Origin of the sequence: Streptomyces griseoruber, from assembly GCF_001514205.1 — a bacterium.
GTDB classification, from domain to species: domain Bacteria; phylum Actinomycetota; class Actinomycetes; order Streptomycetales; family Streptomycetaceae; genus Streptomyces; species Streptomyces griseoruber.
The window spans coordinates 20,178-36,927 of record NZ_KQ948775.1 but is presented as its reverse complement, the minus strand read 5'-3'; the positions used below and the strand labels follow the sequence as shown (position 1 = coordinate 36,927).

The window sequence follows — 16,750 nt, the reverse complement described above, 5'->3', positions numbered from 1 at the left end:
CGGCGGAGAAGGCGGCGACAAGTACTGAGCGAAGCATTTTGTTCCGCATATTCGGCTTCGTCCTCACTTGAAGTTCCCCTTTCCCCCGTCGAGTAAGACGATGGCTCATTCGGGCACGTCATGGCCACACGATCGGTGCATCATGTTCCTGCATGTTCAGGACCCTGGGGGGTGGAGATTTGGCAACGAATCGAATAAAAGGGACACATCCCCATGCCATGACCGCCCTGTGCGAGGAAGGAAGCCGCCTATACGCGGACGCACTTCGCACCGGACGCATCGCCCGCGTGGACGTGGAGCCCGCCCCCTGCCTGCTGGAGCTCGCTCTGCTGTACCCCGACGCCGATGACGCGAACTGGCTGCGTCCGGTTCCCCCCTCGGTCGCCCTGGCCCAGCGGCTCAACCCCCTCGAACGCGAGATCACCGAGCGCAGACGGCTCTCCGTCGAGCTGGCCGAGGCGTTCGAGCCGTTCATGACGCTCAGCGCCCCGCCGACGACCTCCACCCCCTCGATCACCCTGCTCGAAGGCCTCGACCACATCAACGCGGCCCTGGACCTGGCCGCCTCTCAGTGCCAGAACGAAGTGCTCTCGATCCAGCCGAGCCACCGCCACCCCGAGGGCAGGCTCATCGAGGCGCTGGAGCGCGACAAGCCGCTGATCGAACGCGGCGTGCGGATCCGGACCCTCTACCAGCACACGGCCCGGTACAGCCCGGAACGGCTCGCCTGGGTGGACCAGTTCGCCGACGGCAAGGCGGAGTACCGCACCATCGACGAACTGGTCGAGCGGCTGATCATCTGCGACGAGACGGTGGCGTTCATCCCGATCCGCGACGACCGCCAGGTCGCCCTGGAGATCCGCCACGCCGGGCTGGTCCGCTACCTCATCAAGGTGTTCGAGTTCATGTGGAACCGGGCCGTTCCGCTGAGCGCCGGCGCGCCGTACGAGACCGCCCCCGACGGCCTCACCGACATCCAGCACTCCATCGCCAAACTCCTCGTCGAGGGCCATGTCGACGAGGCCATCGCCCGCCGGCTGGGGATGAACGTCCGCACCTGCCGCGCCCACATCGCCAAACTCGCCACCGCCCTGGGCAGCGGCAGCCGGGCCCAGCTCGGCTACCTGATCGCGCAGTCAGGGATCCTGGACCGGGACGAGTGAGGTGACGAGCTTCCGAAGAGGGCGCGGATGACGAGCGAGGTGCACCAGCACGCCGAGGAGATGTGCGAGCCGGGACTGGGGCTCTACGCCCGCGCCCTGCGCGGGGACCGGGTGACCCGGGCCGAGGCCGAGGACACCCCCTGCCTGCTCGCCGCGGGACTGCTGCGGCCGGACCGCGACGACCCCGGCCTGCTGGAACCCGTACCGCCCGCCGTCGCCCTGCACCGCGCGCTGCGCTCCCTCGCGGACCGCGTCGCGGACGAACGGCGGCACACGGCACGGCTGGTGGAGACCTTCGAACCGCTGCTGCGGCTCCCCCGGGGCCGCACGGTCGAACCCGAGGCGCCCGCCGTCAGCGTCCTGAGCGGCCAGGACCGCATCAACGACGCCATCACCTCCGCCATGGCCGAGGCCCGCCGGGACATGCGGTGCATCCAGCCGCACACCGCCCACATCAACAGACCACCGGTCGTACACCTCCTCCCCATGGCACGCGACCAGGCCTTCCTGGACCGCGGCGGCCGGATCCGCACGCTCTACCAGCACACCCTGCGGCACGCCCCGACCATCGCGGCACGCTACGAGCAGATCCGCGGCGACGTCGAGGCCCGCACCCTCGACGAGGTCACCGACCGGCTCATCCTGCTCGACCGCTCCGTCGCCTTCGTCCCGGCCAACAAGGACCGCACCCTCGCCCTCGAAGTACGCCACCCCACGCTCATCCGGTACTTCGCCGCCACCTTCGAACACCTCTGGCGCCTGGCCACCCCGATGTACCCCGAGGCCGTGCGGCAGCCCACCCTGAACGGCGTCACCCCGCGTCAGCGAGCCATCGCCACCCTCCTGGTCGAAGGCCACACCGACTCCGTGATCGCCGACCGCCTCGGCATGAACGTCCGCACCGCCCGCGTCCACATCGCCAAACTCGCCGCCGGCCTCGGCAGCGAGAGCCGCGCCCAGCTCGGCTACCTCATCGCACGCTCAGGAATCCTCGACCAGGAAAGAGACCCGACGTGAACGCGCCGCAGCACCCCCACCACGGCGTGGCAGAACTCTGTGCCCAGGGCAGCCGCCTCTACGAACGCGCCCTGCGCGAGGGCCACCTCGCCGCCGGCGACGCCGAGACCGCCCCCTGCCTGCTCGACCTGGGCCTCCTCCACCCGGCCGTCGACGATCTGCGCCGACTGGAGCCCGTCGCCCCCGCGGTCGCCCTGCACCGCCGGCTGAACGCCTCCGCGGCCCGGATCGCCGAGGAACGGCGCCACGAGGAGCGGCTGGCCACGCTCTTCGAACCCCTCATGCGGCTCACCGGCAGCCACACCGCCCCCGCGGAGTCCGCCTCCCTGCGCATCCTCAGCGGCAACGAGCAGATCAACCAGGCCATCAGCGAGGCCATGGACGAGATGCGCGAGGAACTGCTGTGCATCCAGCCGCGGACCGGCCTCGACACCGAACGGGCCGCCGCGTCCATGGAGATCGCCCGCCGGCGCGACCAGGCCGTGCTCGACCGCGGCTGCCGGATCCGCACCCTCTACCAGCACACCACCCGGCACATCCACGTCATCATCGGCCACTACGAGCTGCTGAGCGGCGACGCCGAGGCCCGCGGCCTCGACGAGGTCACCGACCGCCTGCTCGTCGTCGACCGCACCGTGGCCTTCCTCCCCGCCAACGAGGACGGCACCCTCGCCCTGGAGGTCCGCCAGCCCGCCCTGATCGCCTTCCTGGCCACGGCGTTCGACCGCTTCTGGCGGCTGGCCACCCCGATGTACCCCCAGGCCGTGCAGCGCCCCTCCCTCAACGGGGTGACCCCCCGTCAGCGGGCCATCGCCACCCTCCTGGTGGAGGGCCACACCGATTCCGTGATCGCCGCGCGCCTCGGCATGAACATCCGCACCGCCCGCGTCCACATCGCCAAACTCGCCGCCGGCCTCGGCAGCGAGAGCCGCGCCCAGCTCGGCTACCTCATCGCCCGGTCGGGGATCCTCGACCAGGAAGGGCATCCGGAAGCACCTCGGTGACCCCGGCCCCGGCCCCGGTCCCGGTCCCCGGGCCGGGGACCTGACCCGGCACCGCGCCCGCCACCGGAGCGCCGGGCCCGCTCGCCTCCACCGGTCCGTCCAGACCCACCTGCGCGATCCGCACCCCCAGCTGGGTCCGGCTCGCCGCGCCCAGGGTCTCCGAGAGACGGGCGATATGGGCCCGGCAGGTACGGACGCTGATCCCGAGGCGCTCGGCGATCACCGCGTCCTGGTGCCCCTCCGCCAGCAGCGCGGCGATGGACTGCTCGCGGTGCGAGACGCCCTCGACACGGGTCTCCGGGAGCTGGGCGCCGAGCGGGATCGCGAGCCGCCACAGCCGCTCGAAGACGGTCACCAGATAGGCGACCAGGGCCGGGTGGCGCAGCTCCAGCGCCATCGTGCGGTCGGCGTTCGCCGGGATGAAGGCCACCTTGCGGTCGAAGAGGATCAGCCGGTCGACGACCTCGTCCAGGGTGCGGGCCTCCACCGCGTCACCCATCAGCTCCAGGTAGTTCAGCAGGCCCTGACCGTGCCGGGCCACATGGTTGTACAGATCGCGCATCCGCACGCCCCGGCCGCGCAGCTCCAGCGCCCGGTGCAGACCCTCCGACAGTTCGTGCTCACGCCGGATGCCGCCCGGCTGCACCGTCAGCACCTCGGTCGTACACGCCTCGGTCGCCTGGTCCAGCGCCGCCTGGATGCGCGAGGACCCGTCCAGGACCCGGATCGCCGCGCCCTCCTGGGCCCGCGCGCCCGGCGTGGGGCCGCCGAGACCGGAGTACCACTCGAAGGCGGCGACGGCCGAGCCCATCCGCCGCTCGCTGGCGCTCACCTCGTCGTGCAGCCCGCGCAGCAGCCGGGTCATGACCTCCTGCGGGGAGGTCGGCACCAGCCACTCCATGTCGTCGGGATCGGGGTGGAGCAGGGCCAGCTCCAGCAGACAGGGAACCTGCTCGGCGTCGCACCGCGGCACGCGTCCGCGCCGTACGGCCCGGGAATACACGCGATCCCCGGCCCCGCACAGTCGGTCAGCACCGTGAGGATGCTCCTCCGTCCCGTGCCCGGCCATCGCCCATCCCACCCCCGCCTGACACCTCTCTGACGCGCCTTCCGGGACGCCACTATGCGCGGCGCGGACCGGCTCCGCAACACGGCTCCCCCGGCCACGGCAGCGGAAAACCCCTCATATACCCGGGTTTCTCCCGGCCTCCGCCCCTCGCACTGCAACAAGCTGATGGTGGCGCACGCCAGAGGAGGCGGGCATCGTTGATTCCACTTCCCCCCGGGTGCTCTCCACCCGGGTCGGTCCGGCCGGACGACGGGGGAGCCCGGCCGGACCCGGGGAACCCCTTGCGGAGGCGTGCGTTCCCGGAAACCGCCGGGTGATCGCCCTGTTACGTCCCGCACTTAACGTCAGGCCATGGCGGACATATTTGACGCATACGCGTTGGCCGACGCGTGGGACGAGATGTTCGAACGGCCGGGTGAGGTCAGGACCGCCTACGAGCCGGTACTGGCGGCGCTCCAGCCGATCGAACCAGGTGAACTGCGCTTCCGAGCAGACCAGATGGCCCGTTCGTTCACCGATCGAGGCGTGACCTACGCCTTCGCGGGCGAGGAGCGGCCCTGGCCGCTGGACCTCGTGCCGAGGATCCTCGACGCGCTCGAGTGGGATTTCATACAACGCGGGGTCGGGCAGCGGGTCAGGGCCCTGGAGGCCTATCTCGCCGACGCCTACGGGCCGTGCCGGGCCTTCGAGGACGGTGTCGTCCCCTGGCGGCTGCTGCTGACCTCCCCGCACTTCCACCGCGCCGCCCACGGGGTGGAGCCCCCGAACGGGGTCCGCATCCATGTCGCGGGCATCGACCTGGTGCGCGACGAGGCCGGGGACTTCCGGGTCCTCGAGGACAACGTACGGGTGCCCAGCGGGGTGTCGTACGTCATCGAGAACCGGCGGGCGATGACCCGGGTGTTCCCCTCGCTCTTCGACGGGCAGCACGTCGTGCCCGTCGACGGCTACCCGGCACGGCTGCTGGCCGCGCTGCGGGCCGCCGCGCCCGAGCGGACCGCCGACCCCCGGGTCGTGGTCCTCACCCCGGGCCCCAGCAACGCCGCGTACTTCGAGCACGCGCTGCTGGCGCGGCTGATGGGCGTGCAGCTGGTGGAGGGGCACGACCTGGTCTGCCGCAACAACCGGGTGTGGATGCGCACCACCCGGGGCGAGGTGCCCGTCCACGTGGTCTACCGGCGGCTCGACGACGACTTCCTCGACCCGCTCCACTTCCGCCCCGACTCGGTGATCGGCTGCCCGGGCATCCTGAGCGCGGCCACGGCCGGGAACGTCACCCTCGCCAACGCGGTCGGCAACGGCGTAGCCGACGACAAGCTGCTCTACACGTACGTCCCGGACCTGATCCGGTACTACCTCGGCGAGGAACCGATTCTCCCCAACGTCGAGTCGTACCGCCCCGACGAACCGGGCCAGCTGGAGGCCGTCCTCGACCAGATCGACCAGCTGGTCGTCAAACCGGTCGACGGCGCGGGCGGGCAGGGCATCGTCATCGGCCCGAAGGCCGACGCGAAGACCCTGGAGAAGACCCGCAGGGCGGTCGCCGCCGATCCGCGCGGCTTCATCGCCCAGCGGCCCGTCGCCCTGTCCACCTCCCCCACCCTGGCCGGCGAACGCATGGCCCCCCGCCACATCGACCTGCGCCCGTTCGCCGTCAACGACGGCAACGAGGTCTGGGTCCTGCCCGGCGGGCTGACCCGGGTCGCCCTCCAGGAGGGCAACCTGATCGTCAACTCCAGCCAGGGCGGCGGCTCCAAGGACACCTGGGTGCTCGCCGAGGGGCCTGTCGAGGGTCCCTCCCGCAGCGCCGAGGACGGCACGCTCCCGTCCGTCGTCCCCCGCCAGCTCGGCCCCGACGGGACCCCCACCCTCGTACCGGAAGGGGCGCAGCAGCAGTGAACGACGTGATCCTCTCCCGCATCGCGGAGGCGCTGACCTGGACCGGCCGCTATGTCGAACGGGCCGACGCCACCGCGCGCATCCTCGACGCCTACCTCCACCGCATGCTGGAGGACCCCTGGCGCGACGAGGACCTGGCCTGCCGGTCGCTGTACGCGATCCTCGGCATGGACGCGGGCCGCGCACCGGTCGACATGCAGCAGGTCCTCGACCAACTGGCGTTCGACGCCCGCTCGACCGGCTCGATCGAAGGCGCCCTGGGCGCCGCCCGGCTCAACGCCCGCAGCGCCCGTGAGGCCGTCTCCTCGGCCATGTGGGAGTGCCTGAACGCCACCTGGCACGCCCTCGCCGACCAGCGCCGCGCCGCCCGCCGCACGGGCCCGTACGGCTATCTGGAACTGGTCCGCAGCCGTGCCGCGCTCTTCTTCGGCCTGGCCGACTCCACGATGAGCCGGGACGACTCCTGGCGGTTCGTCGTCCTGGGCCGGAGCCTGGAACGGGTGGACATGACCGTACGGCTGCTGTCGGTGCGCGTCCTGGACGCCGTGCACGCGCCGGACTGGCCGACGCTGCTGAGCGCGTCCGGCGCCGACGAGGCGTTCGCGCGGGTGTACGGAGGCTTCGGGGACACGGCGCGCGTCGCCGAGTTCCTGCTGCTCGACCGGGACTTCCCGCGCTCGGCGCTGCACGCGCTGACCACGGCGGAGGAGTGCCTGTCCGCGCTCGGCCGCCCCCGCCAGGACCCGGCCCGCCGCCCCATCGGCGGGCTGCGCACCCGCCTGGAGTACCTCGACACCCAGGCCCTGGAGGACCAGTTGCCGCTGCTCCTGCGGGATCTCCAGACCGCCTGCATGGCCTCGGCGGAGGCGGTCGCCGAGCGGTTCTTCCCGTACCAGGGGCCCGTCGTGTGGGCCCAGGAAGGAGTCTGAGCATGACCCGCAGGCTCCGCATCGAGCACACCACCCGCGTCTCCTACGCGCAGGCCGCGGTCTCCTCGCACAACGAGGTCCGGATGACCCCCCTGACCCTGCCCGGACAGACCACGCTGGATTCCCGGGTGACGATCCGTCCGGCGGCCTCCACCTGGTCGTACTGGGACTACTGGGGCACTCAGGTCACCGCCTTCGAGCTGATGGACCCGCACGCCGATCTCACGATCACGGCCTCCAGCCTGGTCGAGACGGCACCGCCGGGCGAGCTGCCCCCGGCCCCCGGCTGGCCGGAGATCGCCGGCCGGGTCGCCGGCTCCCGGCTGCTGGAGTTCGCCGCCCCGACGGTCCGTACGACCGTCCCGCCGAAGCTGGTGAAGAAGGCGCGGAAGGCCGCGGCGGGCCTGGACCCGCACGCGACGGCGGTGACCGTCTCCGGCCTGGTCGCCGACCGGGTGGCGTACCTCCCCGGCACCACCGGTGTGAACACCTCGGCGGCGGAGGCCTGGGAGCAGGGCGCGGGCGTCTGCCAGGACATCGCGCATGTGTCGATCGCGCTGCTGCGCGGTCTGGGGCTGCCCGCCCGGTACGTCTCCGGCTATCTCCACCCCGAGCGGGAGGCGGAGCTGCACCGCCCGGTGGCCGGGCAGAGCCATGCCTGGATCGAGTACTGGGCGGGCGACTGGTACGGCTACGACCCGACCAACCGGACCCGCGCCGACGAGTCCCACGTGGTGGTCGGCCGGGGCCGCGACTACGACGACGTCACCCCGCACAAGGGGATCTACCGGGGCGTGGCCGGCGGCCCGCCGGAGGTGACGGTGGAGTTCACGCGGGTGGGGTGACGGGCCCACGGCGGGGTCCCCCCTGTGCGGGGGGCGCCCGCCGGGCCCCGCCGCCTACTTCAGGTTGATGGCGTCGCAGGCCGTCTTGTACTTCGCGGTGCAGATGTCGGAGACCTTGTAGATGCCGTCCGCGATGACGGTCGTCTTGATGTTGCTCTTGGTGAGCGCGACCACCGTCACCAGCTTGGCCGGGATGTCCTTGTCGGTCGGGCTGCTGACCTTGTCGCGGGTGAGCGCCTCGAACTGGAGCTCACGGCCCTGGACCTTGGCGACGGCCGCCTCGGCCGCGGCCTCCGCCTCACCGGCGTACGGCTTGTAGACGGTCATGTACTGCTCGCCGCTGACGATCCGCTGCACGGCCGGCAGCTCGGCGTCCTGGCCGGTGATGGGGGGCAGGTTGCTGTCGCTGACGCCCGCGGCCTCCAGGGCCTTGATGACGCCGCCGGCCATGGCGTCGTTGGCGGAGTAGACGGCCGCGATGTTGTCCTTGCCGATCTTCTGGATCGCCTTGGTCATGCTGGCCTGGGCGATGTCCGGCTTCCAGCCCGCGGTGTCGTAGGTCGCGGCGATGGTCACCCGGCCGCTGAGCTCGTCCATCGCCCCCGCCTTGAACTGGGCGGCGTTCGGGTCGGTGGGCGAGCCGTTGATCATGACGATCTGGTCGGAGGTGTCGGCCGAGCCGAGCGCCTCGGTGATGGCACGGCCCTGCACCTCGCCGACGAGTTCGTTGTCGAAGGAGACGTACGCGTCGATCGGGCCCTCGGCGAGCCGGTCGTAGGCGATGACCGGGATGTTCGCCTCCTTGGCCTTCTTCACCATGGGAGCGATCTTGTGGGAGTCGACGGCGTCGAGCAGGATGCAGTCGACCTTGTCGTCGATCATCTTCTGCATCTGGGCGTTCTGCTTCTTGACGCTGGCTTCCGCGTTCGCGTACACGGTCTTGCCCTTGTTGCTCGTGAGGGCGGCGACCTTCCTCTTGATGATCGGGTAGTCGAACTCCGCGTACCGGGTGTTCGTCGTCTCCGGCATCAGCACACCGATGGTGATGTCGTTCGTACGGGTCGGTGTCGCTGAGCTGCTGTCCTCCGAGGCCCCCAGCATCCCGCATCCGGCGAGCGAGAGGGACATCGTGGAGGCGACCACAGCTATGGCGATACGACGCATGGAGGGGCTCACTTCAGGTGCGTTCCGGTGCCTGGGTGCGACATGTTGACCCAGTTGTCCCAAAAGCCAACGCGGCGGCGGCCACCGGAGTCAAGCCGAACTGCTTAACGAAGTAACAACATCACCCTCCGCTCAGCGGGTGAAGACGCATGGAGACGGAGCGAAGAGGGTACGGACCTCCCTTTACGGTCTCTCCCCAAGCGGACGTCACCAGCAGGCAAAGAGCCGTACAACCAAGGCCGGTTCTCGCGAGTCGTGATCACGACAGGCGGTTTCCCGTACACGCCTGCCCTTCCCGACCAGAGGATCGAATGAAGCCAGCCAGACTCGCGACGGCTGTGGTGCTCACCACGACCGGCGGCCTCCTCACCGCCCTCGCCGCCGCGCCCGCTTCGGCCGCGACGAGCTGCACCTCCCCGGTGTACAAGCGTCAGTTCTTCGCGAACACCACCTTTTCGGGCACTCCGAAGAAGACCGACTGCGACTCGGCGGTCAGCGAGAACTGGGGCGCGAAGGCCCCCGCCTCCGGCCTGCCCACGAACAACTTCGGCGTGCGCTGGACGGTGACCCGCGACTTCGGCTCCGGCGGCCCCTTCACCTTCTCGGTATCGGCCCAGGACGGCGTCCGCGTCTATCTCGACGGCGTCCGCAAGGTCGACGTCTGGCGGAACGTCTCCACGACGGTGACGAAGAGCCTGAACCTCACGGTCCCCCAGGGCAGACACACCGTCCGCGTGGACTACGTGAACTGGACCGGCGGCGCGAACGTCAAGTTCGCCTACACGCCCCGCACCTCGGCGGCGGTCGACAAGGTCGCACCCCTCACCCCGGCCGGCCTCGCGGTCGCCTACGACGGCGCGACCGGCCGGGCGAAGCTGAGCTGGACGAAGAACAAGGAGATGGACCTGGCCGGCCACCGGGTCTACCGGCGCCCCGCCGACGGCTCCACCTGGACCCGGCTGGTCTCGACCGCCTCCACCACGTACACCGACACCACGCTCCCGGTGACCGGCGCGGCCTACGTCTACGAGCTGCGCGCCTACGACACGGCGGGGAACGAGTCGGCGGGCACCGCCCCCCGGACCGTCACCACGGCCGACCGGACCGCCCCCGCCACGCCCGTCCTGCGCCCCACCGCCAGCGAACCGGAGGGGCTGCGGGTCTCCTGGAGCGAGGTCGCGGGGGCGGCGTCGTACGACGTGTACCGGGCGTCGAGCATGAGCGGCACCTACACCCGCATCGGCAGCAGCGACCGGACCTCCTACCTGGACTCCACCGCCGTGGAGGGCACCAGCCACTACTACCGGGTCACCGCGCTGGACGCGGCGGGCAACGAGTCCGCGCAGTCCACCGGCGTGGTCGGCACGCTCCGGGACGTCACCCCGCCGTCCGCCGTCACCGGAGTGACGGTCACTCCCACCACGTACGGCTTCGAGGTGCACTGGGACGCCAACCCCACCCCGGACCTGGAGAGTTACACGGTCCGCCGCGGTGAGCTCTGGGGCGACGAGGGGGACGAGCAGGTGTGCTCCCTGTACCCGGGCTACTCCGTGCCCGCCGGCACCACCTCGTACGCGTACACCACCCTCCCCGACGGTGAGGAGTCCTGCTTCGTCGTCGACGCCCTCGACGACGCCGGGAACTCGTCGTTCGCGTGGACCGGCGAGGCCCAGATCGTGACGGCCACCGAGCTCGACATGACACCGACCGTGGCAACCCCCGAGGGTTCGCCGCTGACCCTCACCGCGGAGGCGGCCGAGGGCGACGAGGGCAACCGGCTGACCTGGCACGGCCTCGACGCGTCCGACCCGGACCAGGCGGGCGGCTACCGCGTCCACCGCTGGAACCCGCAGACCTCCGCCTACGAGCTGATCGCCGAACTCCCCAGCGGCGCCGCGGAGTACGTCGACACCGGCGCCCCGCGCGGAACCGCGTCCTTCTACCGGGTCACCGCGGTCTCGGCGGACGGCACGGAGTCCGTCCCGGCGGCCGACTGGACGGTCACCGCGCCGTAGGGGACGCGGTGCACGCCGAAGGGGCCCGGAGTCAGAACTCCGGGCCCCTTCGGGCGGATGACTAGTCCTTGGGCTTCTTCGGGCGCCACACCACCAGCGCGCTGGTCTGCTGGACCTCCTGGTACGGGACCAGGTCCCGGCGGTAGGAGGCGTGGACCGCTGCCTCGCGCTGCTGCATCGCCGTCGCCGCGCCCTCCAGGGCGTCCTGGAGTTCCGCGACCCGGGACTGGAGGGCGGCGACCTGGTTCTCCAGCTCGATGATCCGCTTGATGCCGGCCAGGTTGATGCCCTCGTCCTGCGACAACTGCTGGACGGTGCGCAGCAGTTCGATGTCGCGGGCCGAGTAGCGGCGGCCCCGGCCGGCGGTGCGGTCGGGGGAGACCAGGCCCAGCCGGTCGTACTGACGCAGTGTCTGCGGGTGCAGGCCGGAGAGCTGGGCCGCCACCGAGATGACGTAGACCGGGGTCTCCTGGGTCAGTTCATAGGGGTTACGCCGACGGCCGTCCATCTCTGTCAGGCTCCCTTCGCGGCCTCGAACAGCTCTGCCCGCGGATCCTCCTCCGCGGTCGCCTCGCGATACGCCTCCAGCGCCTCACGAGCCTTCCCCGGCAGGTCCTTGGGCACACTCACCTCGACGGTGACCAGCAGATCACCGCGGGTGCCGTCCTTGCGGACCGCGCCCTTGCCCCGCGCCCGCATGGTGCGGCCGTTGGGGGTGCCGGGCGGCAGCTTCAGGGTCAGGGACGGGCCGCCGAGGGTGGGGACCTTGATCTCCCCGCCCAGGGCCGCCTCGGCGAACGTCACCGGCACCGTCACCGTCAGGTTGTCGTCCTTGCGGCCGAACACCGGGTGGGCACCGACATGGACGACGACGTAGAGGTCGCCGGCCGGACCTCCCCGCTCGCCCGGCGCGCCCTTGCCGCGCAGCCGGATGCGCTGGTTGTCCGTGACCCCGGCCGGGATGCGGACCTGCATGGTCCTGGACGACTTGGCGCGGCCGCTGCCCTTGCAGTCCAGGCAGGGGTGCTCGGCGATCAGACCGCGGCCCTTGCAGTCCGGGCAGGGGTCGGTGAGGGAGAACCCTCCGCCGGAGCCCCGCGCCACCTGGCCGGTGCCGACGCAGGTCGGGCACACGCGCGGTGTGCCGTTCTTGTCGCCGGTGCCGGAGCAGGCCTTGCACGGGGACTGCGAGGACATGCGCAGCGGTACCGTCGCGCCCTCGATGGCCTCCGTGAAGGTCAGGGTGACCTCGGTGTCGATGTCCTGCCCGCGCCGGGGCTGGGTACGGGTGGTCCCGCCGCCGCCCCGGTTGAACAGGCCCCCGAACACGTCGCCGATGCCGCCGCCGAAGCCGCCGGAGCCCCCGCCCTGGGCGCCGCCTCCGAAGAGGTCGCCCAGGTCGAAGTTGAAGTTGCCGCCGGCGCCCGGCCCGGGACGGAAGCCCCCGTTGCCGAACAGGGCGCGCGCCTCGTCGTACTCCTTGCGCTTCTTGGGGTCGCCGAGGACGTCGTTCGCCTCGGAGATCTCCTTGAAGCGCTCCTCCGCCTTGGCGTTGCCCTTGTTGGCGTCCGGGTGGAACTCGCGGGCGAGCTTCCGGTACGCCTTCTTGATCTCGGCCTCGGTGGCGTCCTTGGGGACGCCGAGGACCTTGTAGAAGTCCTTCTCGATGAAGTCCTTGGTGCTCATCCTCGACGCGCCCCCTCTCCGGTGATCCGCTGGCTGTCTACGTCAGCCCTCCTCAGGGCCGTTGTCCTTCTCGTCCGCCGCCTCGGCGGGAGCCGTGTCCGAGGACTCGGCCTTGACCGCCTGGGCACCGGGCTGGGGCTCGGCGACGGCCACCCGCGCGGGGCGGATGGTGCGCTCGCCGATCCGATACCCGGGCTGCAGAATCGCCACGCACGTCGTCTCGGTGACATCCGGCGCGTACGAGTGCATCAGGGCCTCGTGGATCGTCGGGTCGAAGGGCTCGCCCTCCTTGCCGAACTGCTGGAGGCCCATCTTCGCCGCGACGGTCTCCAGCGACTCGCCGACCGACTTGAAGCCGCCGACGAACTCGCCGTGTTCCCGCGCGCGGCCGATGTCGTCGAGCACGGGCAGGAGCTCGGTCAGGAGGTTCGCGATGGCGATCTCCTTGACCGCGATCCGGTCGCGCTCGACCCGGCGGCGGTAGTTCTGGTACTCGGCCTGGAGCCGCTGGAGGTCCGCGGTGCGCTCGCCGAGCGCGGTGCGCACCTGGTCCAGCTGGGCCACCAGCCCGGCAGTCTGGTTCGCGTCCCCGGCCGGGGCCGCCCCCTCCTCGGAGGCGGCGGCCTTCGGCTCGGCGTCGTCGGAGGTGGCGCCGGAGGGGACGTCGGGCTTCTCCTCGAAGCCCGGGGTCTCCTCCGTCACGCGGCACCGTCCTTGCGCTCGTCGTCCACGATCTCGGCGTCCACGACGTCGTCGTCGGCCTTGGACTCACCGGCGCCGCCGGCGGTGGCCTGCGCGCCCTGGGCGTCGGCGTACATGGCCTGGCCGAGCTTCTGCGAGACGGCCGCGACCTTCTCGGTGGCGGTGCGGATCTCGGCGGTGTCCTCGCCCTTGAGCTTCTCCTTCAGCTCGGCGACGGCGCCCTCGACCTCGGTCTTGATCTCGCCGGGGACCTTGTCCTCGTTGTCCTTGAGGAACTTCTCGGTCTGGTAGACGAGCTGCTCGCCCTGGTTGCGGGCCTCGGCGGCCTCGCGGCGGCGGTGGTCCTCGTCCGCGTACTGCTCGGCCTCCTGGCGCATGCGGTCGACCTCGTCCTTCGGCAGCGAGGAGCCGCCGGTGACGGTCATCTTCTGCTCCTTGCCCGTGCCCAGGTCCTTGGCGGTCACGTGCATGATGCCGTTGGCGTCGATGTCGAAGGAGACCTCGATCTGCGGGACGCCGCGCGGCGCCGGGGGCAGACCGGTCAGCTCGAACATGCCGAGCTTCTTGTTGTACGCCGCGATCTCGCGCTCGCCCTGGTAGACCTGGATCTGCACGGACGGCTGGTTGTCCTCGGCCGTGGTGAAGATCTCGGACCGCTTGGTCGGGATCGTGGTGTTGCGCTCGATGAGCTTGGTCATGATGCCGCCCTTGGTCTCGATGCCGAGGGACAGCGGGGTGACGTCGAGCAGCAGGACGTCCTTGACCTCGCCCTTGAGGACACCGGCCTGGAGGGACGCGCCGATGGCGACGACCTCGTCCGGGTTCACGCCCTTGTTGGCGTCCTTGCCGCCGGTCAGCTCCTTGACGAGCTCGGCGACGGCGGGCATACGGGTCGAGCCGCCGACGAGGACGACGTGGTCGATCTCGGCGAGCGAGATGCCGGCGTCCTTGATGACGTTGTGGAACGGGGTCTTGCAGCGCTCGAGCAGGTCCGCGGTGAGCTGCTGGAACTGGGCGCGGGTGAGCTTCTCGTCCAGGTGCAGCGGGCCCTCGGCGGACGCCGTGATGTACGGCAGGTTGATCGAGGTCTCGGTGGAGGAGGACAGCTCGATCTTCGCCTTCTCGGCGGCCTCGCGCAGACGCTGGAGCGCCATCTTGTCCTTGCCGAGGTCCACACCGTGGCCGGCGGCGAACTGCTTGACCAGGTAGTCGACGACCCGCTGGTCCCAGTCGTCACCACCGAGGTGGTTGTCACCGTTGGTGGCCTTCACCTCGACGACGCCGTCGCCGATCTCCAGGAGGGACACGTCGAAGGTGCCGCCGCCGAGGTCGAAGACGAGGATGATCTGCTCGTCCTTGTCGAGGCCGTAGGCGAGCGCGGCCGCGGTGGGCTCGTTGACGATGCGAAGGACGTTCAGACCGGCGATCTCGCCGGCCTCCTTCGTCGCCTGGCGCTCGGAGTCGTTGAAGTACGCCGGGACGGTGATGACCGCGTCGGTCACCTTCTCGCCCAGGTAGGCCTCGGCGTCGCGCTTCAGCTTCTGCAGGATGAACGCGGAGATCTGCTGCGGGTTGAACGGCTTGCCGTCCAGCTCGATCTTCCAGTCGGTGCCCATGTGGCGCTTGACCGAGCGGATGGTGCGGTCCACGTTGGTGACCGCCTGACGCTTGGCGACCTCGCCGACGAGGACCTCGCCGTTCTTGGCGAAGGCGACGACGGACGGCGTGGTCCTGGCGCCCTCTGCGTTGGTGATGACGGTGGGCTCGCCGCCTTCAAGAACGCTGACGACGGAGTTAGTCGTGCCCAGGTCGATGCCGACCGCACGTGCCATGGTGATCTTCCTCCAGCTGACTTGAGTGGAACGGACTCAAGTGTGCACGACCCTCACCGCTGGGTCAACAGACCTGAGTCACACCCGCTCAACTCTTATCCGTTCCTTACACGCAAGAAGCCGTTGACCTGCGCGGATTCATCCCGGCCGACCCGGCGATCACCCGATCCAGGGCGTACTCCCAGGGACTCGGATTGACGCCGGGGGCCGTACATCCGGGGGTCACGCCGTGCGGCCCGCGCGCGTGAGGCGTCGTACGCGCTCCCCCGCGCGCGGGGCGGCCCGTACACCGGGACCCGCAGCAGTCCGAGGACGACGGCCAGGGCGCCGCCCGCCACCCACCACACCGCCCGCGGCCCCGCCCAGCCGGTGTGCACGAGCGTCCCGACGGCCACCCCCGCGAAGGCCGCCGCCCCGAGCAGCACGACCGCCCCCTGCGGGGTGAGCCCGAGCCGGCGCAGCCGGTGCGCGAGATGGTCGGGGCCGCCGCGCAGCAGGGGCCGCCCGGCCAGCCGCCGCGCCACGGCGACGAGGACGGCGTCCGCGGCGGCGACCGCCGTGAGGGCGAACAGCACGCCCGCCCCCTCGCCCGCGCCGCCGCCCGCGCGCACGGTGACCGCGGCGGCGGCGAGCAGGAACCCGGCGAACAGCGAGCCGCAGGCACCGAGCGCCACACGCGCGGGGGGCCAGTTGTGCATCAGGAAGCCGGTGAGCGCGGCGGCGAGGACGCTCAGCAGGACGGCCACCCCGTCCAGCACCTCCAGCGCGGCGCACGCGGCCGCGCCGAACGCGGTGACGACCCCGACCGTGCCGGCCACCCCGTCCGCGTGGTCGAGGGACCGGAAGGCGAGCGCCACGAAGGTGATCCAGGCGACGGCGAGCGCCCCCGCCCAGGGGCCGGTGTCGCCGTAGGGCACGACGAAGGCGGCCGCCACCGCCGTACCGAGCACGAGGAAGCGGGCCTTGAGCCGCCACACGTCCGCGATCAGCCCCAGCCCGGCCAGGGCGCCCGCGGCGGGCAGCAGCGCCCCGACGCCGTCGCCGAGCGGGGCGTACCCCCAGCGGTCCCCGGCGATCGCGACGAGGCAGGTGGTGAGGACGACGGCGAGGCCCCCGGACAGCGGTACCCGCCGCTGCCGCTGCCGCCGCTCGACCAGCCCGAGACGCAGGGCGGGCACGCGCAGCAGTCCGGCGAGGACGGCGGAGAGCAGAAGGGCGGTGGTGGCGGCGGCGATCCCGTAGAGCACGCGTATAAGTTAGTAACAAATGTACCAATTTGGTACGAATAACACGGTCAGACTCTGAGGTGACCCTCAGCGATCCAGATCACCTCACTGCCAGCTACAGTGCGGCGGAGGATAGGGGTAGTCTCAGACGGACCGCATAAGTTACCGCTTAGTAATTTCGACCCCTCGCAGGCCCGAG

The 16,750-nt window shown here is 71.1% G+C and carries 14 protein-coding genes; 7 read left to right on the top strand and 7 right to left on the bottom strand.

All coding sequences use genetic code 11. From position 1 onward, the window contains the following. Positions 1 to 218 precede the first annotated feature (218 nt). Genes AQJ64_RS29200 through AQJ64_RS29190 form a run of 3 tightly spaced genes read left to right on the top strand, consistent with a single transcriptional unit; the run spans position 219 to position 3,184 of the window. Positions 219 to 1,163: a helix-turn-helix domain-containing protein gene (locus AQJ64_RS29200; RefSeq protein ID WP_055636267.1), complete on the top strand. Its 945-nt coding sequence runs from the start codon at positions 219 to 221 to the stop codon at positions 1,161 to 1,163. Positions 1,164 to 1,190: 27 nt separating this feature from the next. Then, on the top strand, positions 1,191 to 2,180 hold the full coding sequence (locus tag AQJ64_RS29195; protein ID WP_055636266.1) for a helix-turn-helix transcriptional regulator: 990 nt from the start codon (positions 1,191 to 1,193) through the stop codon (positions 2,178 to 2,180). Continuing rightward, a complete protein-coding gene (locus tag AQJ64_RS29190; protein WP_055636265.1) occupies positions 2,177 to 3,184 on the top strand; it encodes a helix-turn-helix transcriptional regulator in 1,008 nt (335 codons plus the stop codon). Before AQJ64_RS29195 ends, AQJ64_RS29190 begins: the two co-directional genes overlap by 4 nt. Here the strand turns inward: AQJ64_RS29190 and AQJ64_RS29185 are convergent. Continuing rightward, positions 3,129 to 4,253 carry a helix-turn-helix transcriptional regulator gene (locus tag AQJ64_RS29185; RefSeq protein ID WP_055636264.1) on the bottom strand — a complete coding sequence of 375 codons (1,125 nt, stop codon included), beginning with the start codon at positions 4,251 to 4,253 and terminating at the stop codon, positions 3,129 to 3,131. The genes AQJ64_RS29190 and AQJ64_RS29185 overlap by 56 nt on opposite strands. Before the next feature lie 351 nt (positions 4,254 to 4,604). Here AQJ64_RS29185 and AQJ64_RS29180 point away from each other — a divergent pair, with 351 nt between their 5' ends. From AQJ64_RS29180 to AQJ64_RS29170, 3 genes are read left to right on the top strand one after another with little or no spacing between them, the layout of a single operon-like run. After that, positions 4,605 to 6,152: a circularly permuted type 2 ATP-grasp protein gene (locus AQJ64_RS29180; protein WP_055636263.1), complete on the top strand. Its 1,548-nt coding sequence runs from the start codon at positions 4,605 to 4,607 to the stop codon at positions 6,150 to 6,152. Further along, positions 6,149 to 7,081 (top strand): alpha-E domain-containing protein, encoded by a 933-nt coding sequence (locus tag AQJ64_RS29175; protein WP_055636262.1) that lies wholly within the window; start codon positions 6,149 to 6,151, stop codon positions 7,079 to 7,081. The genes AQJ64_RS29180 and AQJ64_RS29175 overlap by 4 nt, the downstream gene beginning before the upstream one ends. Positions 7,082 to 7,083: 2 nt before the next feature. After that, entirely contained in the window at positions 7,084 to 7,926 is an 843-nt protein-coding gene (locus AQJ64_RS29170) for a transglutaminase family protein (RefSeq protein ID WP_055636261.1), read from the top strand. 54 nt (positions 7,927 to 7,980) lie between these two features. Here the strand turns inward: AQJ64_RS29170 and AQJ64_RS29165 are convergent, their stop codons facing one another. After that, entirely contained in the window at positions 7,981 to 9,090 is a 1,110-nt protein-coding gene (locus AQJ64_RS29165) for a sugar ABC transporter substrate-binding protein (RefSeq protein ID WP_055636260.1), read from the bottom strand. A gap of 311 nt (positions 9,091 to 9,401) precedes the next feature. Here AQJ64_RS29165 and AQJ64_RS29160 point away from each other — a divergent pair, with 311 nt between their 5' ends. Then, the gene (locus AQJ64_RS29160) at positions 9,402 to 11,105 is read left to right on the top strand and encodes a PA14 domain-containing protein (protein ID WP_055636259.1); all 1,704 of its coding nucleotides are present in this window, start codon (positions 9,402 to 9,404) and stop codon (positions 11,103 to 11,105) included. A 61-nt stretch (positions 11,106 to 11,166) separates the two neighbouring features. Here AQJ64_RS29160 and AQJ64_RS29155 read toward each other — a convergent pair whose 3' ends face one another. The 5 genes from AQJ64_RS29155 to AQJ64_RS29135 all read right to left on the bottom strand — a co-directional run bounded on the left by AQJ64_RS29155 (position 11,167) and on the right by AQJ64_RS29135 (position 16,572). Then, the gene (locus AQJ64_RS29155; RefSeq protein ID WP_055636258.1) at positions 11,167 to 11,613 is read right to left on the bottom strand and encodes a heat shock protein transcriptional repressor HspR; all 447 of its coding nucleotides are present in this window, start codon (positions 11,611 to 11,613) and stop codon (positions 11,167 to 11,169) included. A gap of 5 nt (positions 11,614 to 11,618) precedes the next feature. Continuing rightward, entirely contained in the window at positions 11,619 to 12,791 is a 1,173-nt protein-coding gene (gene dnaJ / locus AQJ64_RS29150) for a molecular chaperone DnaJ (RefSeq protein WP_055636257.1), read from the bottom strand. A 42-nt stretch (positions 12,792 to 12,833) separates the two neighbouring features. Then, positions 12,834 to 13,493, bottom strand: a complete 660-nt coding sequence (gene grpE, locus AQJ64_RS29145) for a nucleotide exchange factor GrpE (RefSeq protein ID WP_055636256.1) — start codon at positions 13,491 to 13,493, stop codon at positions 12,834 to 12,836. Continuing rightward, complete coding sequence (gene dnaK / locus AQJ64_RS29140) at positions 13,490 to 15,325, bottom strand: molecular chaperone DnaK (RefSeq protein WP_055636255.1); 1,836 nt, start codon at positions 15,323 to 15,325, stop codon at positions 13,490 to 13,492. Before dnaK ends, grpE begins: the two co-directional genes overlap by 4 nt. 95 nt (positions 15,326 to 15,420) lie before the next feature. Next, a complete protein-coding gene (locus AQJ64_RS29135) occupies positions 15,421 to 16,572 on the bottom strand; it encodes an MraY family glycosyltransferase (protein WP_059203136.1) in 1,152 nt (383 codons plus the stop codon). Positions 16,573 to 16,750 lie beyond the last annotated feature (178 nt).